Consider the following 23,843-nt stretch of genomic DNA (forward strand, 5'->3'; position numbering starts at 1 on the left):
ATGAGCGCCAGGCCCAACATGTCCGCCTTGACCGATTCAGCCGCGCGCGCCGATCATCCGCTGCGCCCGATCTCGTTCGGCACGCCCGCGGTGGATGTCGAGCGCCGTGACGATGGCACTATTTATCTGCGCCCGAAAGCGCAACTGCGCGACTATCCCGTGCGCATCACCGACCGCCTGCATCATTGGGCCGCGGCTGCGCCCGATCGGATCTTCATGGCGGAGCGGAACGCCGCCCGGGGCTGGCGGCAGATCAGCTATGCGGAACTGCTCGTCTCCTCGCGGCATATCGCGTCTGCGCTGCTCGCGCGCGGCCTTTCGGCCGAGCGGCCGGTCGTCATTCTCTCCGGCAACTCGATCGATCATGCACTTATTGCGTTCGGCGCGCTCTATGCCGGCATTCCCTTCTGCCCGGTATCGCCGGCCTATTCGCTGGTGTCGCGGGACTACGGCAAGCTCGGCTATCTGATGAAACTGTTGACGCCCGGCCTCGTGTTCGCCGACGACGCCACGAAATTCGCCGATGCGCTGGCCGCCAACGTATCCTTCGGCACCGAGATCGCGGCCTCGCGCGGCGCCGTGCCCGGCCGCGACGTCACCGCGCTGGCGAACCTGATGAGCACGCCGTTGCATCCGCGCCTCGACGCGGTGCATGAGGCGATCGGTCCGGATACGATCGCAAAATTCCTGCTGACATCCGGCTCGACAGGCAATCCGAAGGCGGTCATCAACACCCAGCGCATGATCTGCGCCAACCAGGTGATGCTGCGCGAGACGCTGGCGTTCCTGAAGGACGAGCCGCCGGTCATCGTCGACTGGCTGCCGTGGAATCACACCTTTGGCGGCAATCACAATATCGGGCTGACGCTGTACAATGGCGGTTCGATGTATCTCGACGAGGGCAAGCCGATGCCCGGAGGCATCGAGGAAACCGTGCGCAATCTGCAGGAGATTTCGCCGACGGTCTATTTCAACGTGCCCAAGGGCTATGAATCGCTGCTGCCCTATCTGCGCGACGATTCCGCCTTGCGGAAGAAATTCTTTGCTCGCCTGCATGCGATGTTCTTCTCGGGCGCCGCGCTGTCGGCCTTTGTCTGGAATAGCCTCGACGAACTTTCCGTTAAGGAAACCGGCTATCGCGTGCCGATGCTGACCGGCCTCGGCGCCACCGAGACCGCGCCATTCTTCATGTCGGTCAATCCGATGACGAGCCGCTCCGGCCATGTCGGCCTGCCGGTACTGGGCAATGATGCGAAACTCGTGCCCAACAATGGCAAGCTGGAGGTTCGGGCCAAGGGGCCGAACGTCATGCCCGGCTACTGGCGCCAGCCTGACATGACTGCGAAGGCCTTCGACGAAGAAGGCTTCTACAAAATGGGCGATGCGCTGAAACCGGTCGATCCCGAAAATTTCGACGCCGGGTTCGATTTCGACGGCCGTACCGGCGAAGACTTCAAGCTGGCCAGCGGCACCTGGGTCAGCGTTGGCCCGTTGCGCGCGCGCTTCGTCGCGGCCTGTGCACCCCTGGTGCGTGACGTCGTCATTGCCGGCATTAACCGCGACGAAATATCGGCGCTGGTGGTGCTCGACCTCGACGGCTGCCGCCTGATCAATCCGACGCTTCCATCAGACGATCTCGCCGCTGCGGCGTCCGATCCGCTGATTGTTGCGGCCTTCCGCGAACGCTTCCAGCAGCTGGTGGCCGGTGCCACGGGCTCGTCAACCCGGATCACCCGCGCGGTGCTGCTCGATACGCCGCTGTCGATCGATCGCGGCGAGGTGACCGACAAGGGGTCGATCAACCAGCGCGCTGTTCTGGAGAACCGCAGCGCGCTGATCGAGGAGATTTACTCGCCCGCGCCGCCGGCGCAGGTGATCACGCTGTAGCCGAATTCGCAGAAGAGCTTGTCAGGGAGAACACCATGCAGTTGAAGGACCAGGCCGCTATCGTCACCGGCGGCGCATCAGGATTGGGCGCCGCAACCGCACGCCGGCTCGCGGCGCAGGGCGCCAAGGTCGCAGTCTGCGATCTCAACGCCAACCTTGCTGAGGCCGTCGCTGCCGAGATCGGCGGCGTCGCCGTGATCTGCGACGTCTCTGACGCAGCGTCGGCGGAAGCCGCGATCGCCAAGGCGGCGGCGGCCCATGGCCCGGCGCGCGTGCTGGTGAATTGCGCCGGCATCGGCGTCGCCAAGCGTGTTATCGGCAAGGACGGCCCGATGGCGCTCGGCGATTTCGACAAGGTGATCAAGGTCAACCTGATCGGCTCCTTTAACATGCTGCGGCTGGCGACGGCTCCGATGTCGAAGCTGGAGCCGCTTGCAACCGGCGAGCGCGGCGTGGTGATTTCCACGGCTTCCGTCGCGGCCTATGACGGCCAGATCGGCCAATCAGCCTACTCGGCCTCGAAGGGCGGCATCGTCGCCATGACGCTGCCGATCGCGCGTGAGCTGGCGCAGTTCGGCATTCGCGTGCTGACGATCGCGCCGGGCCTGTTCCTCACGCCGCTGCTCGCCAATCTGCCGCAGGAGGCGCAGGACTCGCTTGCCGCCTCGATCCCGTTCCCGCGCCGGCTCGGTCAAGCCGACGAGTTTGCCTCGCTGGCGCTGCATATGATCGACAATCCTTACTTGAACGGCGAAGTGGTGCGGCTCGATGCCGCGCTTCGCATGGCGCCGCGCTAGGATATTTCATCCCATGTTCGTCAACCGGCGCGACGTGCAGATCCAGTGGGGCGACTGCGACCCCGCCAACATCGTTTACTATCCGCGCTATTTCGCGATGTTCGACGATTCGACGTCGATCATGTTCGAAGCGGCTGGTTATTCGAAGCAGGACCTCATCCACAAATATGGCCTGGTCGGCATCCCCATGGTCGACACGCGGGCCAAATTCCACATCCCCTCGACCCATGGCGACTGGATCAGAATCGAAAGCCGGATCGAGAGCTTCAAGCGATCCTCTTTCGAGGTGGTCCACAACGTGTTCAAGGCCGAGGCGTTGGCGATCGAGGCGTTCGAGACCCGCGTGCTGGTCGGCAAGCATCCGGACGACCCCGCGAAGCTGAAATCGGCGCCGATGCCGCAGGAGATCATCGAGCGGTTCATGCGGGGCTGACTCAGGCCTGCGCATGACCTAAAGAAGGGGCTGAATAGCCCACGAGATTTTGCTTAAAGCGATAAATAGATAATCCAGGGAGGAATGAATGAATAAGACTTTTCTGTCCGCTGCTTCCGTCGCGGCGGCGCTTGCTCTGACGGGCTTGCCGGCGATGGCGCAAACCAACGAGATCGTAGTCGGCATTTCCATCACCACGACCGGCCCTGCGGCGGCGCTCGGCATTCCCGAACGCAACTCGCTCGACTTCGTGCCGAAGGAAATCGGCGGCGTGCCGATCAAGATCATCACGCTCGACGACGGCGGCGATCCGACCACGGCGACAACAAACACGCGGCGCTTCGTCACCGAGTCCAAGGCCGACATCATCATGGGCTCCTCGACGACGCCTTCGACGGTCGCGGTCGCAACCGTGGCGAACGAGGCGGGCATTCCGCATATCGGTCTCGCGCCGTTCCCGATCAACGAGGCGCGCATCAAGTGGTCGGTCGCCATGCCGCAGCCGATCCCGATCATGGGCAAGGTGCTGTACGAGCACATGAAGGCGCACGGCATCAAGTCCGTCGGCTATATCGGTTACTCCGATTCCTACGGCGATCTCTGGTTCAACGATTTCAAGGCCCAGGCTATACCGATGGGAATGACGCTCGCCACCGAGGAGCGTTTTGCGCGGCCGGATACGTCGGTCGCAGGACAGGTTCTGAAACTCCTCGCCGCCAATCCGGACGCGATTCTCGTCGGCGCCTCCGGCACCGCCGCGGCGCTGCCGCAGACCACGCTGCGCGAGCGCGGCTACAAGGGCCTGATCTACCAGACCCACGGCGCTGCCAGCATGGACTTCATCCGCATCGCGGGTCCCGCGGCCGAAGGCGTGATCATGGCGTCGGGTCCGGTGATGTCGCCGGAGACGCAACCCGACAGCGCGCTGACCAAGAAGCCGGGCCTTGCGCTCAATACCGCCTATGAAGCCAAGTACGGCGCCAACAGCCGCAGCCAGTTCGCCGGCCACTCCTACGACGCCTTCGAGGTGCTCAAGCGCGTGGTGCCGGTGGCGCTGAAGACGGCAAAACCGGGAACGCCGGAATTCCGCGAGGCGATCCGCCTGGCGCTGATGTCCGAGAAGGAAATCGTCGCCAGCCAGGGTGTCTACAACTTCACCGAAAAGGATCGCTACGGCCTCGACGACCGCTCGCGCATCATTTTGACGGTGAAGGACGGAAAATACGTCCCGGCGAAGTGAGGGCGCGCGGTCTGTAGGGTGGGCAAAGCGCAGCGTGCCCACCATAGATCGGCGAACATGAAAGATGGTGGGCACGGCGCAAGTGCGCCTTTGCCCACCCTACTTTTTGTGGAATCAGCTCTCTATCCCCCCGTGGAAGCGACCAGCAGCGACGGCGTCGGCTGCGAACGGGCCTCGTCGACGCATCTGCGCATCGTCAGCGCCTGCTCGGCGACATGGTCGAGCAGCCATCGCTCGAATGCTTCGGGCGACATCGCAGGCGCGTAGAGATATCCCTGCACGACGTCGCATCCGAGCCCGGCCAGCAGCTTGCGTTGTCCCTCGGTTTCGACGCCCTCGGCGACCACGGCCATTTTCAGGCTCTGGCCGACACGGACAACGGCGGTGGCGATCGCAAGCGCGCTGGCATCACGCTCGATGTTGCGCATAAAACTGCGGTCGATCTTCAATTCGCGGATCGGCAAGTGCGCCAGCCGGCTCAGGCTTGAATAACCGGTTCCGAAATCGTCCAGCGACAGGCCGACGCCGAGCTTGCGGATCGCATTCATGGTGTCGATCGCGGCCGAACGCTCGTTCACGAGCACGCCTTCGGTGATCTCGAGCATCAATGTCTGGGGTGGGAGGTCGTTGGCTGCGAGGGTCTCCGCCACCACGGCGGCAAGCTTCGCATTCTGGAAATTGAGCGGCGACAGGTTGACCGCCACGCAGGGGACGTCCAGTCCGGCTTGGCGCCACGCGGCCATTTGCCGGCACGCCTCGCGGATCGACCACAGGCCGATCTGCTCGATCAGGCCGACTTCCTCGGCCAGCGGAATGAATTTCGAAGGCGGGACTTCGCCAAGATCAGGATCGTGCCAGCGGGACAGCGCTTCGACGCCGTAGAGGGCGCCGTCGACGGTTCGGGTCTGCGGTTGATAGACGAGCCTCAACCGGTCATTGGCGATGGCCTGGCGGAGTGCCGCGCTGAAGACGAGCCGCTGCTCGGCAAGCCGGTTCATGTCGGCGCTGAAGAAGCGGTGGGTGGAGCGGCCCGCCTGCTTGGCCTTGTACATCGCCGCATCGGCCTGCTGTATCAGCGTATCGATATCGGTAGCATTGTCGGGATAGATGCTGATGCCCATGCTGGCGGAAATCGGCACCTGCCTGTTGTCGATCCATAGCGGCGACGTCAACGCTTCGGTGATGTTGGAGGCGACCAGCGAGGCGCGGGCCGGATCGCAATTCGGTAGCGCGATGACGAACTCGTCGCCGCTCAGGCGTCCCAGCAGGTCGGACGGCTGGATACGGGCGCGCAGCCGTTTTGTAAATTCGATCAGCAGGGCGTCGCCCGCCGAATGTCCGAGGGTGTCGTTGACGTCCTTGAAGTGATCGAGATCCAGGAACACCAGCGCGAGCTGCTTCTGCGGCGCGCAGTCTTCGATGGCCTGGTTGATCAGCTCACGCAACTGCGCACGGTTCGGCAGCCCGGTCAGCATGTCATGGTAGGCGAGCCGGGCGATCTGGGCGCGGGCTTCCTTTCGCTCGATCGCCAGCGCGCCGAGGTGAACGCAGGCGTCGACGATCCGCTGATGCCAGCGGCTCGGCGCGCGACATTCCCTGAAATAGAAGGCGAAAGTGCCGATCACGCGGCCGTCCTTGGCCTTGATCGGCGTCGACCAGCAGGCCTTCAGGCCGACCTCGAGCGGCCGTGTCTTGTACGGCTGCCAGCGCGGATCGGTGTCGATATCTTCGGCCAGTACAGGCTTGCCAAAATACGCCGCCGACCCGCACGAGCCGACAGCCGGACCAATGGCGATGCCTTCAAGCGCGCGGGAGTAATCTTCAGGCAGGCTCGGTCCACCCAGCGGATGCACCAGCCCGTCGGAATCGACGTGCAGCACCGAAGCCACGACATCAGGTGCAATGGCTTCAACGCGCCGGCAAAGCTGGTCGGCAATCTCGGTGATCGGGAGTTCGTCGGCCAACGCGCTCATGATCAATTGCTGCAGCGACCGCAACTGCTTGTTCTCGGAGATATCGGTCAACAGGGCGAAGATGTACTTGACGCGCCCGCGGGCGCTGCGGAACGGCTTGACCATGGCCGAGACCCAGACTTCATCGCCGTTCTTGTCGTAGGCCAGGATTTCGTCTTCAGTGCCGCTCTCATCGTAGATTCGGCGGCGTAGCTTCGGCAGCGTCTTGCGATTGGTGAAGCGGCCGGCAAGCAAATGGCTCGCCTGCCGTCCTTGTGCTTCTTCAGGTGAGTATCCGAACATTCCGGAGAACGCGGCGTTGGTATAGACGACCTGCAGCTTGCGGTCGGTGACGACGACCGCGCGGTTGGTCTTGTCGGCCACCAGGTTGAGCAGCGCGATCCTCTCGCGTCGTTCGACCTCGGCGGTGATGTCACGAACGAAGACCATGTAGTTAGCTCGGCCACCGATCTCGACACGCGACACCGATAGCTGAGCCCGGGTCCGGCTGCCGTCGTTGCGCCGGATCGTGATCTCGGAACCGGCGCCATTTTGCAGGTCATTGAAGCCGAGGCAGCGTGCATCGCAGCCGAGAATCTCCGTGCGCGGCACGCCCCAGATCAATTCGGCCGCGGCGTTGAAATGGCTTACATGCATGTGGCCGTCGATGATGACGACAGCCTCACTCGCCTGCTCGAGCGCCGCCAGCAGGAATTCGGGAGTGTCGACCGTAGGGCAATCGGAGGCGCGCATCGTCTGACCTTGTAACCCGGCAGCCATCGTCGACGCCCGGCGTCGGACGGAAAATGGTTGCTGCATCGCAAGGTTAGAAGGCCGCGCGTGGTCAGGAAGTTGTGCAACTCACAACGAGCAGGTTGGAACTCGCATCATGATTAAGGCTTCGTTAATAGGGGCCGGCGCGAAATCCGCCTTCGGGAGCCCACATGGCGGGACTTAACGCGGACCTCGTCCAGGTCGAAAATGATCCATGGGCGAAAATATCCGGCCATGATCCGTTTGGTGGTAACCGGTCAGACTTGCTGCGCAAAACGATCCGTCGCTTTGATCAGCGCATCAAGAATGCCTGGTTCATCGTAGGCGTGGCCGGCGCCCTCGATCAGATGAAAGTCGGCTTGAGGCCAGGCCTCGTGTAACTGATACGCAAAGCGTGCCGGACATGGCATGTCGTAACGGCCATGCACAAGCGCGCCTTTCCATGCAGCTATCGTCGTCGAGATAGACGTCCAGCGGATGCAGAAAGACCCGGCATCGCTGCCGGGCCTTTCTTATTGTTGTGCTCTGAATGGTTGGACTTAGAAGTCCATGCCGCCCATACCACCCATGCCGCCGCCACCCGCAGGCATACCGGCGCCGCCCTGGTTTTTCTTCGGCACTTCGGCCACCATGGCTTCCGTGGTGACCAGGAGCGCGGCAACCGAGGCTGCATTCTGGATCGCCACGCGAACGACCTTGGTCGGGTCGATGATGCCCTTCGAGATCAGGTTGACATATTCGCCGGTCTGCGAGTCGAAGCCGTAGGCATACTGGTCCTTTTCGAGGATCTTGCCGAGGATGACGGAACCGTCTTCGCCCGCGTTGATCGCGATCTGGCGGGCCGGCCAAGACAGCGCCTTGCGCACGATCTCGACGCCGGTCTTCTGGTCGTCGTTCTTGGTGCGCAGGCCCTTGAGATGCAGGGAGGCTCGGAGCAAGGCGACGCCCCCGCCCGGCACGATGCCTTCTTCAACCGCCGCACGGGTCGCATGCATCGCGTCATCCACGCGATCCTTACGCTCCCTTACCTCGACCTCGGTCGCGCCACCGACGCGGATCACCGCGACGCCGCCCGCGAGCTTGGCCAGACGCTCCTGCAGCTTCTCACGGTCGTAGTCCGAGGTGGTTTCCTCGATCTGCGCCTTGATCTGGGCCACGCGGGCTTCGATATCGGCCTTCTTGCCGGCCCCGCTGACGATGGTGGTGTTCTCCTTGTCGATCATCACCTTCTTGGCGCGACCGAGCATCTGCAGGGTGACGTTCTCGAGCTTGATGCCGAGATCTTCCGAGATCGCCTGACCAGCGGTCAGAACGGCGATGTCCTGCAGCATGGCCTTGCGGCGATCGCCGAAGCCCGGAGCCTTGACGGCAGCAACCTTGAGGCCGCCGCGCAGGCGGTTGACGACAAGGGTGGCGAGCGCTTCGCCTTCAACGTCTTCGGCGATAATCAGAAGCGGCTTGCCGCTCTGCACCACGGCTTCGAGCAGCGGCAGCAGCTCGTTCAGCGAGGAGAGCTTCTTCTCGTTGATCAGGACATAGGCGTCTTCCATCTCAACGCGCATCTTGTCGGCGTTGGTGATGAAGTAGGGCGAGATGTAGCCGCGGTCGAACTGCATGCCTTCGACGACTTCAAGCTCGGTCTGGAGCGACTTGGCTTCCTCGACCGTGATGACGCCCTCGTTGCCGACCTTCTTCATGGCGTCCGCCAGGAACTTGCCGATTTCGGCGTCGCCGTTGGCGGAGATGGTACCGACCTGGGCGATTTCCTCGTTCGAGGTGACCTTCTTGGAGTTCTTCTCGAGGTCGGCGACCACGGCTTCCACCGCCATGTCGATACCGCGCTTCAGATCCATCGGGTTCATGCCGGCGGCAACCGACTTGGCGCCTTCACGGACGATCGCAGCCGCCAGAACGGTCGCGGTGGTGGTGCCGTCGCCGGCCGCGTCGGCCGACTTGGAGGCGACTTCGCGCACCATCTGCGCGCCCATGTTCTCGAACTTGTCCTCAAGCTCGATTTCCTTGGCGACGGTGACGCCGTCCTTGGTCATGCGGGGAGCGCCGAATGACTTATCGAGTACAACGTTGCGGCCCTTCGGACCGAGCGTCACCTTGACGGCATTGTGGAGAATGTCGACACCGCGCAGCATGCGGTCGCGGGCATCTACGCCGAATTTGACTTCCTTGGCTGACATGATGACCTCCGTATTTCCAGATCCCAAGGTCCACGCGATTGGGCGGATTCCTGAGGGATGAGATTTGGATTGCAGGGCCTCTTCCTTCGAGACGCCGGCTGCGCCGGCTCCTCAGGATGAGGGAACGGACTAAAGCGCTTAAGCGGCCTTCTTCCTGGCGGTGGGAACGTCGGTGAGGACGCCCATGATGTCGCTTTCCTTCATGATCAGAAGTTCCTGACCATCGAGCTTGACCTCGGTGCCCGACCACTTGCCGAACAACACGCGGTCGCCGGCCTTTAGGTCGATCGGGATCAGCTTGCCGGCTTCGTCACGGCCGCCCGAACCAACGGCGATGATCTCGCCCTGCGAGGGCTTTTCCTTGGCACTGTCCGGAATGAGGATGCCGCCAGCGGTCTTATCTTCGGCATCGATGCGTTTGACCACGACGCGGTCGTGGAGCGGACGGAACTTCATGCGATCCTCTATGGCTTTTGTGATTATTTCTGGATTGGCAGTCGCAATGAGCGAGTGCTAGCCGCCCCTGACATAAGCCTGTGACACTGTGGCGCAAGGGCTTCGGCCCACGATGTTTGACCGCGACTTGAGGAGGGGCGACTGCTGGCAGGTGAAGTAACATGCTGGTAGCGCGTTGATTGCTATGACCTATTGAACGTTTTCGTTTTTGGCGAATTGAGAAAGCACGCATTACTCTTCAGTTGGGCTGGAGGTTGGCATGGTCGAGAAAGATACGGTTTCCAGGGATTTCAGGAAGCAGGTCTTAGGCTACGGACTGACAACAGCGGAAATCGTTTATCGCCGTCCGGATCGGCGCTGGTTGCTGCAAACTTACGTCTGGCAGGACTACGATATGTTTCCGGATTTCCCGGCGTTGAAGGATTTCCTCGCGTTCTGGGAAACAAGGCTCGAAGGTCCGCTGTTCGCGGTTACCGTCGCGCACTCCAAACTGATCAAGCCTGCCGAACTACGCGCCGTGGACGGAGTCCTCCGGCTGCATTAACGCCGGCGCTACGAAAATCGCAAAGGCATTTGAATCGCACTCCGGGTGCGACAAAAGTAAAAGCGCATATGCATATGTTGGATGTGCTGCTTAGCGCGAGGGGGGTAACTGAAGGCAAAGGTCGCGATAATTAACAAGTGGTCCGCCACGTCCACACTTCCCATCCTCCATTCTTAAGCGCACGATGCGCTTCGGTCCATGCCCTCAGAGGAGGTAGCTATGGAACATCAATTTTTCATTCGCCGGCAAAACCTTAAGCTCTATCGCAGTCTCGTGGCTGCATCGGAAGCGGCGGCAGCGAAAGCTGACGCGCGGCAGAAGAAGCTTTTAAAGCTACTGGCAGAGGAAGTAGCGAGCGAACCGCCGCCCAGAAAGAACTAAGGCGCTTGATGCCGGCATGAGTGGCTTAACCTGTCAAAGCAATTAGCAGCGGCTACGGCGAATCCATCGCTAGTGGCAAGTTTGGTTTGCCGTCTTTCCGGACTTCGGCAATTCCCTTCGCGGCAATTGCCGAACATACAGGACATTGTTGGCGCCGCGATCGCGGACATTGCGATATCAATCAGGGGGCGCATTGCGGGCGCTAGCCCTTCAAGTATTACAAAATCCGCCGGTTCACTTCGACCCGCCTTACCTGGGCGGGTGCAAATCGCCTTGAAGCCAGCGTCCAAGGGACTTGGACTTCATAGGGTCTTCATACGCGGCAAGGGTCGCATGTGCGTGGTTGCAGATAGCGCATTCAAAGGTATGCAAGTCGACGCCCGGGCGTGCTGGCTCGATACTGACGAGCATCATCGGGGCCTTGCACTTCGGACAAGCGGGGCGCTCAATTGCAACGAATGGAATGACGGACGACAGGCGTTGAGACTGGGGCATGATGCTTCCCTCGAATAGGCGGGAGCGCAACACTCTCTGTCACCGGTAATGCCCAGGAGGCGGAGCGATGATTGTCTGAGTATACGCCTCCAGGGAACTCAAAAGCGAGTTAATTCGCGGATATTTGGAAGGAAGATAAGCACGCACCACCCCATAGTCCGGGCCCGCCGGCTCACCCCCCGCGGGTTTTGGTTGCCTTCCACATCGGCATGAGGTTGTCTTAGGTCCTATCGGATATGGGAGACGATCAAGGTGGCAACTGGAACGGTGAAGTGGTTCAACGCGACAAAGGGCTATGGATTCATTCAGCCCGATAACGGCAGCAAGGATGTTTTCGTGCACATCTCCGCGGTCGAGAAAGCTGGGCTCAGCACACTCAATGAGGGTGCAAAGGTCAGCTATGAGGAAGTGCCCAACAAGGGGAAGACTTCGGCGGAGAATTTGAGAGTCGGGTGACTTCGGAAGGGCATGGCCCGCCGGCTCCCGTCGAAGGGGGCGCGCGGTTCGCTGCGCCGGGTTCGGACATCACGCGATTTCCAACTTGAGTCCGGAAATGCGCACCAAAGCGGACGTCCACCGACCACCCTGAACTTATGGGGTCGCGCCCTATATCCCGCTCGCGCCGTCGTGCTGGAAGCCGAGATAGCTTGCCGCGACGCGCTGGTTGGACGCGATATCCCTTGCCGATCCGGACAGGATGAATTCGCCGAGCTCCATGACATAGGCGCGGTCGGCGATTTTCAGCGCGGCTTGCGCGTTCTGTTCGACCAGCAGCACCGAGACGCCAGCGGCGCGCAGTTCGCCGATGGTGCGGAAGATGTCGGCGACGATAATCGGCGCCAGCCCGAGGCTCGGTTCGTCCAGCATCAACAGTTTTGGCGTGCCCATCAACGCGCGGCCCATCGCCAGCATCTGCTGCTCGCCGCCGGAGAGCGTGCCGGCCAGCTGCTTGCGCCGCTCCTTCAGTCGCGGAAACAGCGTATAGACGCGCTCGAACGATTTTGCTGCGGTAGCCTTCGGAATCCGGAAGGCGCCGAGCTCCAGATTGTCCTCTACATTCATGGTGCCGAACAATTCGCGATGCTCGGGCACGAGACACAGGCCCGCCGCGACGCGATCCTCGATGTCGAGCGCGGCCATGTCGGCGCCTGCAAAGGCGGTGGCGCCCTTGAGCGGCAGCACGCCCATGATGGCGTTCAAGAGCGTGGTCTTGCCGGCGCCGTTGGCGCCGATGATGGTGACGATCTCGTTGTCGGCGACGTCGAGCGAAACCGAACGCACGGCTTCGACCTTGCCGTAGGAAACATGGGCGTCGGAGACCGATAACAGCGCGCTCATGCGGTAGCTCCGAGATAGGCCTTGATCACGTCGGGATTGGTCTTGATCGCGGCCGGCGTGCCCTCGGCGATCTTGGTGCCGAAATCGAGCACCACGATGCGGTCGGCGAGGTCCATCACAAAACCCATGTCGTGCTCGACCAGCAGCACCGACATGCCGCCGTCGCGCAACTGACGGAGCAGCGCGGCGAGCCGTTGCTTCTCCATGTGGCGCAATCCCGCGGCAGGCTCGTCGAGCAAGAGCAGCAACGGATCGACGCACAGCGCACGCGCGATCTCGACGATGCGCTGCTGGCCGAGCGACAGGCTTCCCGCCAACTGGTCGATCTGGTCGCCGAGGCCGACGCGCTCGATCTGGCGCGCGGCTTCCGCCAGCAGCTTTGCTTCATCGGCCCGGTCCAGCCGGAGCATGCTGGAAATTGCGCCGGCGTGCCCGCGCAGATGCGCGCCGATCGCGACGTTCTCCAGCACGGTCATGTCCGGCACCAGCTTGACGTGCTGGAAGGTGCGCGCGACGCCGAGTTTTACCACCTCCTGCGGCGGGGCGTTGTCGACCTTGCGGCCGAGCACCGAGATAGTGCCGCCGGTCGTGGTCAGCACGCCCGTGATCAGGTTGAAGGTCGTGCTCTTGCCGGCGCCGTTGGGACCGATCAGGGCTACGATCTCGCGGGCCTGGACGTCGAAGGAAACGTCGTTGACGGCAATCACGCCGCCGAACTGCTTGCGCGCTTTCTCGATCTGGAGCAGCGCGGCAGCAGAGGCCGGCGCGCGCTCGCGCTTGGCGAGGGGAAGCGACGTATCGGGTATCTTGCGGCCCGGCTTGAACGGCAGCCGCGCCATCAGCCACGGCCAGACGCCGGTCGGCGCCAGTTGCAGCAGGACGACCAGCAGGATTCCGAACACGATAGTCTCGAGCTGGCTCTGGCCGCCGAACACCAGCGGCAGATAGCTCTGCAGGATTTCTTTCAGGATCACGACGATGCCGGCGCCCAGCACCGCGCCCCAGACATAGCCGGCACCGCCGACCACAGCGATGAACAGATATTCGATGCCGGCCTGCGCGCCGAACGGCGTCGGATTGGCGGCGCGCTGGAAATGCGCATAGAGCCAGCCGGACAGGCCCGCCAGCACCGCCGCATAGATGAACACCAGAAGCTTGGCGCGCGGCGTCTGCACGCCGAACGCTTCGCCGGCGATATGCCCGCGCCGCAGCGCGCGGATCGCGCGGCCGGTGCGGGAGTCCAAGAGGTTCATGGTCAGCAATGCCGAGATCAGTACCCCGATCCAGATCGCGAAATAGATCGTGCCGGGATCGAGCATCCGGAAGCTGCCGATCGAGAGCGGCGGAATGCCTGAGATGCCGTCATTGCGGCCGAGAAATTCAAGCTTGCTGAACAAATAAAACAGCCCGATGCCCCAGGCGATGGTGCCGAGCGGCAGATAGTGGCCCGACAGCCGCACCGTGACGATGCCGAGCACGACGGCGGCGATGCCGCTGACCAGCAGCGAGAGCGGCAGCGTCAGCCACGGCGAGAAGCCATAGGCGGTGGTCAATACCGCCGTGGTGTAAGCGCCGAAGCCGCAGAACGCTGCCTGGCCGAACGAGGTGAGGCCGCCGACGCCGGTGAGCAGCACGAGGCCCATGGCCACCAGCGCGGCGAGGCCGATATTGTTGAGCAGCACGATCCAGAACGGCGGCACGCCGGGGATGAACGGGATCGCCGCCATGACAGCTGCGAAGATGATGAGGGGAAGCCGCTGATTCATCGCCGTCAGTCCTTCTCTTCCTCGACCGCGGGCGCTGCGAGCGAACGCAGCACCAGCACGGGAAGGATCAGCGTAAAGACGATGACCTCCTTGAAATTACTGGCGTAGAACGAGGAGAACGCCTCGACGCTGCCGACGATCAGGGCCGCCACTGCCGTCAGCGGATAGCTCACCAGCCCGCCGATGATCGCGGCAATGAAACCTTTCAGGCCGATCAGGAATCCAGTGTCGTAATAGAGCGTGGTGATCGGCACGATCAGGATGCCGGAAATGGCGCCGATCAGGGACGCCAGCAGGAAAGCGATCTGTCCCGACAGCGTGGTGCGGATGCCGACGAGGCGGGCGCCGAGCCGGTTGACGGCGGTGGCGCGCAGCGCCTTGCCCATCCGCGTGAAGCCGAAGAACAGCCAGAGAGCGACGATGAAGGCAATCGTCAGCCCATAGACCGCAAGGCTCTGGCCGGTGAAGCGCAGCGGGCCGATCGTCAATGCGGTGTTGGACAGCGCCGGTCCGCGCAGACCTTCGGCGCCGAAGAACACCAGGCCCAGGCCCTGCAAGGCGAGATGGCAGCCGACGGAGGCGATCAGCAGCACCAGCACCGAGGTGTGGGCGATCGGCTGGAACGCGATGCGGTAGAGGAACAGTCCGATCGCCGCGACGATCAAAAGCGACAGCGCGATGTTGACCGCGATCGGCGTCTTGGGCCCGGCAAGCGCGTAAGCGAGGGCCAGGATCGCCGCCGGCAGGACGATGTTGAGGGCAAAGGAGCGCGCGACCCGCGTGAGCCGCAGCGATCGCCGTGCGCCGAACAGATCGAGCGCGAAGGCGACCACGCCCATCGCCATGGCGAGCCAGGCGGTGCCCGGCACCTTGCCGGTCGCCAGCACGGCGTAGCTGAGCGCGCCGAACGTGACGAATTCGCCCTGCGGGATCAGGATGACGCGGGTGACGGCAAACACCAGCACCAGCGCCAGCCCGAGCAGCGCATAGATCGCGCCATTGGTGATGCCGTCCTGCAGCAGGAACAGCATGATCGTCGTATTCAAGACTGGCGCTCCCCCTAAAAGCGTCGCCGGTCCTGACCTCACGCGGTCCGCCGGCCGTCCGATATCTCGGCAGTTGAAAGGCGCCGATATTTGATATATTCAATAACAATTATCAAATATAACATCAAGGGCCCGGCCGCCGGCCAAGCCCTTTTTCGGGTGCGAGCCTCACGCCATGACAGTTTCCAAGGCAGCGACCGATGCCGTCAAGCCGTCGCGCAACAACGGCAAGGAAATTGCGGGCGGCGCTGCGGATGGCGCCGCCGAGCATGCCGGGCTGCAACTGGGCGAATTGGCCGAACTGCTCGGCTATTCGCTCAAGCGCGCGCAGCTCAAGGTGTTCGAGGATTTTCTGCGCTGCGTCGCGCCGCTGCAACTGACACCGGCGCAATTCTCGGTGCTGCTGCTGCTCGACCGCAACCCCGGACGTAACCAGACCGAAATCGCCAACACGCTCGGCATCCTCAGGCCGAATTTCGTATCGATGCTGGATGCGCTGGAGAGCCGCGGCCTGTGCGCCCGGATGCGCTCGACCAACGACCGGCGCTCGCACATCCTGGTTCTGACCGACAAGGGAAGGGCGGTGCTGGCGCGCGCCAAGAAGCTGGTTGCCAGCAAGCACGAGGCGCGACTCAACGAATTGCTGGGCCCCGCCAACCGCGTAGCCCTGCTCGAAATGCTGTCGAAGATCGCGGCGGAGCTTTGAGTATCCGTCATTCCGGGACGCATCGAAGATGCGAACTATGGTGCGCAATTGCGCACCTGAGAATCTCGAGATTCCCCGATGCGCAATTGCGCATCTGAGGTCTGGTCCTTCGGACCATCCCGGAATGACAGCGTGCGGATCACGCCACCGCGATACGGCCTTGAACCCCGCGTGCCCCGCGCTCCGATAGAAACTGCCGCTCGATCTCGGCGGCGGGTAGCGGCTTGCTGAACAGAAAACCCTGCATCTCCGTGCATCCTTCGGAAGCGATGCTGTGGAGTTGTTCGGCGGTTTCCACGCCCTCGGCGGTCGCCGTCATGCCCATGCCATTGGCGAGCGCGGCAACCGCACGCACGATGGTGAGCGAGCTCGAATCCTCGGTGATGTTCTTGACGAAGGAACGGTCGATCTTGATCTTGTCGAACGGAAAGCTCTGCAAATACGTCAGCGACGAATATCCGGTGCCGAAATCGTCCATTGCGATCCGGATCCCGAGCGCCCGCAACTGATGCAGCACCGCGAGCGTCGCCTCCTTGTTGTGGAGCAACACGCTCTCGGTGATCTCGATTTCCAGCCGCGTGGCCGCGAGGCCGGAGGCGGCAAGCGCGCTGATGATCACCTGCATCAAGCCGGGACTGCGAAACTGGATCGCTGAAATATTGACGGCGACGTGAAGGTTGTCGGGCCATTGGGCGGCGGTGGCGCAGGCCTGCCGGATGACCCACTCGCCCAGCGGGACGATAAAGCCGATCTCTTCGGCCAGCGGAATGAAGGTGGCCGGCGAGATCAATCCCTTGGCCGGATGATTCCAGCGTATCAAGGCTTCAAAGCCGCTGATTTCCTTGCTCGCCAGGTTGACGACCGGCTGGTAGTGCAGCACGAATTCGCCTGCCGGCAGCGCTTTGCGCAGGTCCTGCTCCATGACGCGGCGGGTCTGCATCTGCAAATCCATCGCGGGCTCGAAGAAGCGGAACGTGCCGCGGCCGTCGCTCTTGGCGCGGTAGAGCGCGAGGTCGGCGTTGCGCAACAATTTGTCGGGATTCGATCCGTCACCGGGACCGACCGAAATGCCGATGCTGACGCCGATCACGGCCTGTTGGCCGTCGATGTCATAGGGCTCGCTCAGCGCATCGATGACGCCCTGCGCCAGCGAAGTAGCTGCGGCGGGGTCCGCGATCGTGGCCTGCACGATCACGAATTCATCGCCGCCCGTCCGCGCGATGGTATCGGCGTCGCCAACGAGCCCGCGTAACCGCTCGGCGACGATCCTCAGCAGCTTGTCGCCGCAGGGATGGCCGAACGTATCGTTGACGGCCTTGAATTGATCGAGGTCGAGATGATGGACGGCCACCATTTCGCCGTGCTGAATCCTGCCCAGTACGTATTCGAGCCGGTCGTTCAACAGCACCCGGTTGGCCAGATCGGTCAGCGCGTCGTGGTGCGCCATGTATTCGATCTTGACCTCAGACTGGCGCTGCTCGGTGATGTCTTCATGCGTCGCAACCCAGCCGCCGCCGGGCATCGGGCGGTGCCGGATCTTGAACGTGCGTCCGTTCATCAATTCGACGATGCTGTCTTTCGGCTCGTTGGAAACCGCGACGTTGGTGCGCCATTGAAGATATTCATCGCGCGTCATGGCGGGAAAGCTGCCGGCTTCGAAGCGCAGGTCGACGATCTCGATCAGCGACATGCCGGGGCTGACGCGCTCGGGCGCAATATCATACATCTCGACAAAGCGATCGTTGCAGACGATCAGCCGGTGGTTGGAATCGAAGAAGCAGAGCCCCTGCGACATGTTGTTGATGGCGGTGTCGAACTGGAAGTTCCTGACGCGCAGCGTCTCTTCCTGCGCCTTGCCGAGTTCGTATTGTTTCTTCAGCCGGGCATTGAGCTCTTCGCGCTCGGTGATGTCCTCGTGGGTCGCCATTCCGCCGCCGCCGGGTATCGGGTAGACGGTGTAGGCGATGATCCGGCCGTCAGTGAATTCCTGGATCGTGGTGTCGAGTGCGATGTCGCGGCCGACGCGCTCACGGATGTAGTCATCGACTGCGACCTGCACCTTCAGGCCGAGATTCAGCCGGTGCCGGATCAGTTCATGGGTCGGCGTCCCCGGCTTCACCTGTTCGGGCGAGAGGCCGTACATTTCCCTGTAACGCTCGTTGCAGAAAACGACCTCGCGTTTCTCGTCAAAAATGGCGATGCCGAGCGATAAATGGTTGATCGCCTCTTCGAGCCGCGCACTCAGGGGCGCTGACCGCGGGGCGGTTATCTGGCCGTGATCCGTCATATAGCGTTTCCCCAGCCGCTATCGGCGGCGCTCCTCCTCCAGGAGAACGGCCATTAGAAGCCCAGGCTGGTGAATTGCAGCTTCGAGACCGGCCAATGCGCGCCGGTTCCTCGCAACTTGCTCAACAGAGCGTTAACGCCGTTCTAACACCTACAGGATGCCGGCAACGGTTCGGAAAACCTGGGCGGGGTCCACCAAAATCACCCTGACGTCATTGACGTTGGTGAGCGTCGGGCCGGTCAGCAGCAGATCGCCGGTGGCGGAAAAGAACGCGGTGGCATCGTTGTTGGCGAGATAGGCCGCGGGGTAGAGCCCGAGCGACTTCATCTTGGCAAACGTGGTTTGATCGATCACGGCGCCGGCCGGATCGGTTGCGCTGCCGGCGCCGCCATCGGCACCGTCGGTGTCCGCCGCCAGCGCCACAATACCTGACGTGTCCTTCAGAAGATCCGCCAGCGCCAGCGCATATTCCTGGTTGGGGCCGCCGCGGCCATTGCCGCGCACGGTCACCGTGAGTTCGCCGCCCGAAAGGATCGCGATGCGTTTGCCTTCGCTGTGTGCCTTCAGCGCCAGGCGCGCATGATCGGCCGCAACATCGCGCGCCTCGCCTTCGAGATCGGCGCCGAGGCCGATGACCTCATAGCCGGCGTCCTTTGCGACCTTGGTGGCCGCGTCGAGCGAAGCCTTCGGTTTCGCAATCATCTCGAATTGCGCGCGGGCAAACGCGCCATCGCCGGGCTTGCAGCTTTCGTTGCGGGGATCTTCGAGGGCGCGCCTGATGGCATCGTCGACCGTGAGATTGTACCTCGCCACCAGCGCGCGGGCGTCCGCCAGCGTGCTCGGATCCGGCACCGTCGGTCCCGATGCAATCGCGGACGGATCGTCATGCGGCACATCCGAGATCGCCAGCGTAACGATTTCGGCGGCGCGCTGTCCGGCGCGGGCCAGCCGGCCGCCCTTGATCCGCGACAGATGCTTGCGAACGATATTCATCTCGCCGATCGGCGCGCCCGAACGCAACAGTGCGCGGTTCACCTGCTGCTTCTGTGCAAACGAGACGCCGTCGGCCGGCGCGATCCAGTTCGCGGAACCACCGCCGGACAACAGCACCAGCAGCAGGTCGTCGGCGGTTGCTTCCGCAGCGAGGCGCAGCGTTTCGTCGGCGGCTTTCAACCCGGCTTCGTCGGGCACGGGATGGCCGGCCTCGACGACCCTGATGCGGCGCGTCGGCACGCCGTGGCCGTGGCGCGTGGTGGCAATGCCGGTCAGTCGCGATGGATCGAGCCTCAGCGTGTCGAGATAGTGCCGCTCGGCCGCAGCGGCCATCGCGGCCGCGCCCTTGCCGGCGGCGAGGCAGATCACTTTACCCTTCGGCGCCGGGCGCAGATGGGCCGCGAGCACGACATCGGGATGCGCGGCCGCAACGGCCGCGTCAAAGATCGCACGCAAGAGGGGACGCCGGTCGGTCATGTCTGCTCGGGGACGAAGAGGGACGGGAAGTCAGGTTATCCATCCAATCGCCGCAAAAGAAAACCCCCGCAGGGTGCCTGCGGGGGCATTACTGGCTAACAATCGGTCGATAGCATTTTGCGATTAGCCGCCGACCTCGGCATCAATCACTTCGCCGAAGCGTTCCCAGGTCTCGCCTTTGAACTTCTGAAGCTGGACCGCCGAAATCGGGGCAAAGTCGGTAGCGCTGGTGTTGACCTTGATACCTGGCAGCAAGCTGCCGATCTCGAGATTCCTGATGTTGGCTGCCTGCTTCATGACGTTCTCGCGGGTGAGATTGTCGCCGCTGGCTTTGAGCACATGCACAAGGCCCTGCGCGACTGTGTACCCATACATCACAAAGCTATCGATCCTGTTGGCCTCGGGGTAGTATTTGGCCAGAAATTCATCGAAAGCTTTCATGCCGGGGTCGTTCTTCCACTCCGGATCAGACGTATCCTTAAGGTAATTGGACGAGATGATGTCCTGCGCATTCTCGAAGCCGGCCGGTTTCATCACGCTGCCAATCGAGGCCGAGACGTTATTGAGAAAGTGCAGCGGCTTCCAGCCGATCTCGGCGTTCTTCTTGATCGCCTGCGCCGCGAATTTGGGCGTGGTGATGTTGATGAACACATCGGCGCCACTTGCCTTCAGCTTGACGAGGTGGGAATCGATCGTCGGCTCGGAGACTTCGTAGCTTTCCTCCAGGACGATCATCGATGCGGCCTTGGCGCCGAGTCCGTCCTTGAAGCCCTTCAGATAGTCCTTACCGTAGTCGTCGTTCTGATAAAGGATCCCGACCTTGGCGTCCGGCTTGTTCTTCAGAATGTACTTGGCATAGATCTGCGTTTCGCTCTGGTAGTTGGGCTGCCAGCCCATCGTCCACGGGAAGTTTTTCGGATCGTTCCACTTGGTGGCGCCGGTGGCGACGAACAGTTGCGGCACCTTCTTGCTGTTGAGGTATTTCTGGATCGCCGTGTTCGGCGGCGTGCCGAGCGGATTGAAGACGATCAGCGCTTCGTCGCTCTCGACCAGCTTGCGCGCCTGCTCCACCGTCTTCGGCGGGCTATAGGCGTCGTCATAGCTGATGAAGTTGATCTTGCGGCCGTTGATGCCGCCCTCGGTGTTGATCTTCTTGAAATAGGCTTCCTCGGTCTTGGCGATCACGCCATAGGCGGAAGCCGGTCCGCTGTAGGGCATGATGTTGCCGATCTTGATTTCGGTATCGCTCGCGCCGGGGTCGTATTTCTTCTGTGCGAGAACGCCGCTCGAAGTTGCCGCGAGTAGTCCAAACGCGGTCGAAACAACCGCAAGTTTTTTCATTGTGGACATTTCTGTCTCTCCCTTTTCATTCTAACAAAGCCAGTCGTCAGGCTTCCTTGAAGGAAGCTCTTTTAGCGTCGCGTGCTTACCATCTTGCCTGAGGCCTCACAACAAAAAGCCCCCGCGGCAACGCCGCGGGGGCTGCTTTAGTAGACGGTCCCGGCGCGCTAGCCGCCGACGTCATCAGAGAGAATTTCGCCGAAGCGTTCCCAGGTCTCGCCCTTTACCCTCATCAGTTGGACTTGGGAGATGGGAGCAAAGTCGGTAGGCGATGTGTTGACCTTGATGCCCGGCAGCAAACCTCCGAGTTCGAGGTTCTTGATGCTCGCGGCCTGCTTCATGACGTTCTCGCGTGTGAGATTGTCGCCACTGGATTTCAACACATGCTCGAGGCCCTGTGCCACCGTATAGGCATACATCACAAAGATGTCGGAACGATTTGCTTCCGGATAGTATTTGTCCAGGAACTCGTTCCAGGCCTTCATGCCTGCATCGTTCTTCCATTCCGCATCCGTCGGATCCTTGAGGTAGTTCGAGGAGATGATGTCCTGCGAATTCTCAAAGCCGGCAGGCTTGATGACGCTGCCGATCGAGGAGGAGACGCCGTTGAGGAAGTGCATTGGCTTCCAGCCGATCTCATTCATCTTCTTGATCGCCTGGGCGGCGAACTTCGGCGTGGAGACGTTGAAGAACACGTCGGCATTCAGCGACTTCAGCTTGACGATGTTCGAATCGATGGTTGGCTGCGATACTTCGTAGCTTTCCTCAACGATGATCATCGAGGCTGCCTTGTCGCCGAGGCCGTCCTTGAAGCCCTTGAGATAGTCCTTGCCGTAGTCGTCGTTCTGATAGAGCACCGCGATCTTGGCGTCGGGCTTGTTCTTCAGAATGTACTTCGCGTAGATCGCGGATTCGCTCTGGTAGTTGGGCTGCCAGCCGATGGTCCAGGGGAAGTTCTTCGGATCGTTCCACTTGGTGGCGCCGGTGGCGACAAACAGTTGCGGCACCTTCTTCGAATTCAGGTACTTCTGGATCGCCGTGTTCGGCGGGGTGCCCAGCGGATTGAAGACCAGCAGGACTTCGTCGCTCTCGACCAGCTTGCGCGCCTGCTCCACCGTCTTCGGCGGGCTGTAGGCGTCGTCATAGCTGATGAAGTTGATCTTGCGGCCGTTGATGCCGCCCTCGGCGTTGACCTTCCTGAAATAGGCCTCTGCGGTTTTGCCGATCACGCCGTAGGCCGAGGCAGGCCCGCTGTAGGGCATGATGTTGCCGATCTTGATCTCGGTGTCGCTCGCGCCGGTGTCGTATTTCTTTTGTGCCAATGCGCCGCTGCTGGTCGCGGCAAGCAATGCGAGGGCAGCCGCAAAGGCTCCCAGTCGCAAGTTGATAACGGACATTTTTTGATCTCCCTGGGATCGATGACTGTGTCACTGTTTTTGATTGGAGCGCTTGGCGGCCCTTTGCGAACATTGAATACCTTTCGGTCTCGTCCAGCAACAAAAAGCCCCCCGCGACGGCGTCGCGGGAGGCGATATTTAGTCTGATCACCGGGAAACTACCGTCCGGCGGAATATCAGTTAATGGTCTCCTCGCCGCTGATGACCTCCCCGAACAACTCCCACTTCTCGCCCTTGAAGCGCATCATCCAGCGAAAGTGATGAGCGCCGTCCAGAAGGCGGCGCTTCTTATTGTTGCGGAACGCATTGCTACTCCTGAGTGAGGGCTACCTTTTCAGCTTTCCTATGAGTTGCTGGGCAACCATCGCGACCTGCCTGGCGCCGTGCGGTACCAGGAAGATGACAAGGAACAGAAGCACGCCGAATACGGCACCGGAGAGGCCTTTGGAGATGCCTTCGGCGATATTCGGCACGAAGATGATGAAGGCGCTTCCGACGATCGAGCCCGGCAGCCAGCCGACGCCGCCGACGACCATGCCGAGGAACAGCGAGATCGCGAGCGTGATGGTGTAGCCGTCCGGGGCCACGAACTGCACTGCGATGGCGCCGAGACCACCGGCGACGCCGGTGATGCCGGCCGAGACGCCGAACGCCAGCGTCTTGTACAGCGCGACATCGACGCCCATGGCGGAGGCCGCGATCTCGTTGTCGCGGATTGCCATGAAGGCGCGGCCCGAGCGCGAGCGCAGCAGGTTGACCGAGGCGATATAGATACCGATCGTGATCACGAGCGTGAAGTAATACAGCCACATGTCCTGCCCCATCGGCAGGCCGAACGGCGCATCGGGCTTGGTCACGACCAGTCCCTGCACGCCGCCGGTCCAATGCTCGAAGAAGCCGAGCTTCAGGAGTTGCGGCATGGCGACCGCAAGCGCAAAGGTCGCCAGCGCCAGGTAGACGCCGGAGAGCCGCAGCGCGGGCTGGCCGAACACGAAACCGAAGGCAAAGCAGATGATGCCTGCGATCGGCAGCGTCAGCGCGTAGTTCATCCCGACATGTTCCATCAGGATCGCCGACGTATAGGCGCCGACCGCGTAGAACGCGCTTTGGCCTAGCGAGAACTGGCCGCTGCCGCCGGTCAGGATGTTCAGCGCCAGAACGGCAAGGCCGTAGATCAGGAGCATCGTCATCTGGAAGATGATGAAGTTCTTGACGAACAGCGGCGCGAGGGCCAGCGCGGCCAGCACCACCAGCGAGGTGCCCAGGCCGAGCGTCATCGCTCGCTTCGGAACGGCATCGACGGCCGGTGCTTCTGTGACGACTTCTTCGACTGCGCTCATG

Annotated in this window: 19 protein-coding genes and 1 pseudogene; 8 read left to right on the top strand and 12 right to left on the bottom strand. The window is 62.1% G+C overall.

Annotation, left to right across the window (positions count from 1 at the left end; all coding sequences use genetic code 11):
• From V1294_RS07165 to V1294_RS07180, 4 genes are all read left to right on the top strand, one after another.
• Positions 1 to 1,887 carry a feruloyl-CoA synthase gene (locus V1294_RS07165; protein ID WP_334496044.1) on the top strand — a complete coding sequence of 629 codons (1,887 nt, stop codon included), beginning with the start codon at positions 1 to 3 and terminating at the stop codon, positions 1,885 to 1,887.
• A gap of 35 nt (positions 1,888 to 1,922) precedes the next feature.
• Positions 1,923 to 2,684 (top strand): SDR family NAD(P)-dependent oxidoreductase, encoded by a 762-nt coding sequence (locus V1294_RS07170; RefSeq protein ID WP_057841108.1) that lies wholly within the window; start codon positions 1,923 to 1,925, stop codon positions 2,682 to 2,684.
• Between the two features lie 13 nt (positions 2,685 to 2,697).
• Positions 2,698 to 3,117, top strand: a complete 420-nt coding sequence (locus V1294_RS07175) for an acyl-CoA thioesterase (RefSeq protein WP_334476779.1) — start codon at positions 2,698 to 2,700, stop codon at positions 3,115 to 3,117.
• Between the two features lie 88 nt (positions 3,118 to 3,205).
• Positions 3,206 to 4,357, top strand: coding sequence for an ABC transporter substrate-binding protein (locus V1294_RS07180; protein WP_334496046.1), 1,152 nt, complete (start codon positions 3,206 to 3,208; stop codon positions 4,355 to 4,357).
• A gap of 122 nt (positions 4,358 to 4,479) precedes the next feature.
• Here V1294_RS07180 and V1294_RS07185 read toward each other — a convergent pair whose 3' ends face one another.
• The 4 genes and pseudogenes from V1294_RS07185 to V1294_RS07200 all read right to left on the bottom strand — a co-directional run bounded on the left by V1294_RS07185 (position 4,480) and on the right by V1294_RS07200 (position 9,731).
• Positions 4,480 to 7,062: an EAL domain-containing protein gene (locus V1294_RS07185; RefSeq protein WP_334496048.1), complete on the bottom strand. Its 2,583-nt coding sequence runs from the start codon at positions 7,060 to 7,062 to the stop codon at positions 4,480 to 4,482.
• Between the two features lie 278 nt (positions 7,063 to 7,340).
• Positions 7,341 to 7,520 (bottom strand): annotated as a pseudogene (locus V1294_RS07190) (prolyl aminopeptidase); the annotation flags it as partial.
• A 102-nt stretch (positions 7,521 to 7,622) separates the two neighbouring features.
• Positions 7,623 to 9,275 (bottom strand): chaperonin GroEL, encoded by a 1,653-nt coding sequence (gene groL / locus V1294_RS07195; RefSeq protein WP_334476785.1) that lies wholly within the window; start codon positions 9,273 to 9,275, stop codon positions 7,623 to 7,625.
• A gap of 138 nt (positions 9,276 to 9,413) precedes the next feature.
• The gene (locus tag V1294_RS07200) at positions 9,414 to 9,731 is read right to left on the bottom strand and encodes a co-chaperone GroES (protein ID WP_334496050.1); all 318 of its coding nucleotides are present in this window, start codon (positions 9,729 to 9,731) and stop codon (positions 9,414 to 9,416) included.
• 259 nt (positions 9,732 to 9,990) lie between these two features.
• Between V1294_RS07200 and V1294_RS07205 the strand changes: the two genes are divergently transcribed.
• The 3 genes from V1294_RS07205 (at position 9,991) to V1294_RS07215 (ending at position 11,607) form a co-directional block, all read left to right on the top strand.
• Positions 9,991 to 10,275, top strand: coding sequence for an usg protein (locus V1294_RS07205; protein ID WP_334496051.1), 285 nt, complete (start codon positions 9,991 to 9,993; stop codon positions 10,273 to 10,275).
• A gap of 219 nt (positions 10,276 to 10,494) precedes the next feature.
• Complete coding sequence (locus tag V1294_RS07210) at positions 10,495 to 10,656, top strand: hypothetical protein (RefSeq protein ID WP_334496052.1); 162 nt, start codon at positions 10,495 to 10,497, stop codon at positions 10,654 to 10,656.
• 747 nt (positions 10,657 to 11,403) lie between these two features.
• Positions 11,404 to 11,607 carry a cold-shock protein gene (locus V1294_RS07215; RefSeq protein ID WP_074278830.1) on the top strand — a complete coding sequence of 68 codons (204 nt, stop codon included), beginning with the start codon at positions 11,404 to 11,406 and terminating at the stop codon, positions 11,605 to 11,607.
• A 150-nt stretch (positions 11,608 to 11,757) separates the two neighbouring features.
• Here V1294_RS07215 and V1294_RS07220 read toward each other — a convergent pair whose 3' ends face one another.
• Genes V1294_RS07220 through V1294_RS07230 form a run of 3 tightly spaced genes read right to left on the bottom strand, consistent with a single transcriptional unit; the run spans position 11,758 to position 15,301 of the window.
• Positions 11,758 to 12,489, bottom strand: a complete 732-nt coding sequence (locus V1294_RS07220) for an ABC transporter ATP-binding protein (protein WP_334496055.1) — start codon at positions 12,487 to 12,489, stop codon at positions 11,758 to 11,760.
• A complete protein-coding gene (locus V1294_RS07225; RefSeq protein ID WP_334496056.1) occupies positions 12,486 to 14,255 on the bottom strand; it encodes a branched-chain amino acid ABC transporter ATP-binding protein/permease in 1,770 nt (589 codons plus the stop codon). Before V1294_RS07225 ends, V1294_RS07220 begins: the two co-directional genes overlap by 4 nt.
• A 5-nt stretch (positions 14,256 to 14,260) precedes the next feature.
• Entirely contained in the window at positions 14,261 to 15,301 is a 1,041-nt protein-coding gene (locus V1294_RS07230; RefSeq protein WP_334496058.1) for a branched-chain amino acid ABC transporter permease, read from the bottom strand.
• Positions 15,302 to 15,476: 175 nt separating this feature from the next.
• On the opposite strand from V1294_RS07230, the gene V1294_RS07235 reads away from it, so the two are divergent.
• A complete protein-coding gene (locus V1294_RS07235) occupies positions 15,477 to 16,007 on the top strand; it encodes a MarR family winged helix-turn-helix transcriptional regulator (protein WP_334496060.1) in 531 nt (176 codons plus the stop codon).
• Between the two features lie 139 nt (positions 16,008 to 16,146).
• On the opposite strand, the gene V1294_RS07240 is transcribed toward V1294_RS07235, so the two are convergent.
• From V1294_RS07240 to V1294_RS07260, 5 genes are all read right to left on the bottom strand, one after another.
• On the bottom strand, positions 16,147 to 18,294 hold the full coding sequence (locus tag V1294_RS07240) for a sensor domain-containing protein (RefSeq protein WP_334496062.1): 2,148 nt from the start codon (positions 18,292 to 18,294) through the stop codon (positions 16,147 to 16,149).
• Positions 18,295 to 18,444: 150 nt separating this feature from the next.
• Entirely contained in the window at positions 18,445 to 19,764 is a 1,320-nt protein-coding gene (locus tag V1294_RS07245; RefSeq protein ID WP_334496063.1) for a glycerate kinase type-2 family protein, read from the bottom strand.
• Between the two features lie 123 nt (positions 19,765 to 19,887).
• Positions 19,888 to 21,114: an ABC transporter substrate-binding protein gene (locus tag V1294_RS07250; protein WP_334496064.1), complete on the bottom strand. Its 1,227-nt coding sequence runs from the start codon at positions 21,112 to 21,114 to the stop codon at positions 19,888 to 19,890.
• 158 nt (positions 21,115 to 21,272) lie between these two features.
• On the bottom strand, positions 21,273 to 22,502 hold the full coding sequence (locus V1294_RS07255) for an ABC transporter substrate-binding protein (RefSeq protein WP_334496065.1): 1,230 nt from the start codon (positions 22,500 to 22,502) through the stop codon (positions 21,273 to 21,275).
• A gap of 326 nt (positions 22,503 to 22,828) precedes the next feature.
• On the bottom strand, positions 22,829 to 23,842 hold the full coding sequence (locus V1294_RS07260) for a branched-chain amino acid ABC transporter permease (protein ID WP_334496066.1): 1,014 nt from the start codon (positions 23,840 to 23,842) through the stop codon (positions 22,829 to 22,831).
• Position 23,843 lies beyond the last annotated feature (1 nt).

Source organism: Bradyrhizobium sp. AZCC 1678, from assembly GCF_036924765.1.
GTDB classification, from domain to species: domain Bacteria; phylum Pseudomonadota; class Alphaproteobacteria; order Rhizobiales; family Xanthobacteraceae; genus Bradyrhizobium; species Bradyrhizobium algeriense.

Bases quoted from the DNA above. Each gene is read 5' to 3' on its own strand.
- V1294_RS07220 (WP_334496055.1), bottom strand. From the start codon at position 12,489: ATGAGCGCGCTGTTATCGGTCTCCGACGCCCATGTTTCCTACGGCAAG.
- V1294_RS07170 (WP_057841108.1), top strand. From the start codon at position 1,923: ATGCAGTTGAAGGACCAGGCCGCTATCGTCACCGGCGGCGCATCAGGA.
- V1294_RS07255 (WP_334496065.1), bottom strand. From the start codon at position 22,502: ATGTCCGTTATCAACTTGCGACTGGGAGCCTTTGCGGCTGCCCTCGCA.
- V1294_RS07175 (WP_334476779.1), top strand. From the start codon at position 2,698: ATGTTCGTCAACCGGCGCGACGTGCAGATCCAGTGGGGCGACTGCGAC.
- V1294_RS07180 (WP_334496046.1), top strand. From the start codon at position 3,206: ATGAATAAGACTTTTCTGTCCGCTGCTTCCGTCGCGGCGGCGCTTGCT.
- V1294_RS07210 (WP_334496052.1), top strand. From the start codon at position 10,495: ATGGAACATCAATTTTTCATTCGCCGGCAAAACCTTAAGCTCTATCGC.
- V1294_RS07200 (WP_334496050.1), bottom strand. From the start codon at position 9,731: ATGAAGTTCCGTCCGCTCCACGACCGCGTCGTGGTCAAACGCATCGAT.
- V1294_RS07260 (WP_334496066.1), bottom strand. From the start codon at position 23,842: ATGAGCGCAGTCGAAGAAGTCGTCACAGAAGCACCGGCCGTCGATGCC.
- V1294_RS07205 (WP_334496051.1), top strand. From the start codon at position 9,991: ATGGTCGAGAAAGATACGGTTTCCAGGGATTTCAGGAAGCAGGTCTTA.
- V1294_RS07250 (WP_334496064.1), bottom strand. From the start codon at position 21,114: ATGTCCACAATGAAAAAACTTGCGGTTGTTTCGACCGCGTTTGGACTA.
- V1294_RS07225 (WP_334496056.1), bottom strand. From the start codon at position 14,255: ATGAATCAGCGGCTTCCCCTCATCATCTTCGCAGCTGTCATGGCGGCG.
- groL (WP_334476785.1), bottom strand. From the start codon at position 9,275: ATGTCAGCCAAGGAAGTCAAATTCGGCGTAGATGCCCGCGACCGCATG.
- V1294_RS07245 (WP_334496063.1), bottom strand. From the start codon at position 19,764: ATGACCGACCGGCGTCCCCTCTTGCGTGCGATCTTTGACGCGGCCGTT.
- V1294_RS07240 (WP_334496062.1), bottom strand. From the start codon at position 18,294: ATGACGGATCACGGCCAGATAACCGCCCCGCGGTCAGCGCCCCTGAGT.
- V1294_RS07165 (WP_334496044.1), top strand. From the start codon at position 1: ATGAGCGCCAGGCCCAACATGTCCGCCTTGACCGATTCAGCCGCGCGC.
- V1294_RS07185 (WP_334496048.1), bottom strand. From the start codon at position 7,062: ATGCGCGCCTCCGATTGCCCTACGGTCGACACTCCCGAATTCCTGCTG.
- V1294_RS07235 (WP_334496060.1), top strand. From the start codon at position 15,477: ATGACAGTTTCCAAGGCAGCGACCGATGCCGTCAAGCCGTCGCGCAAC.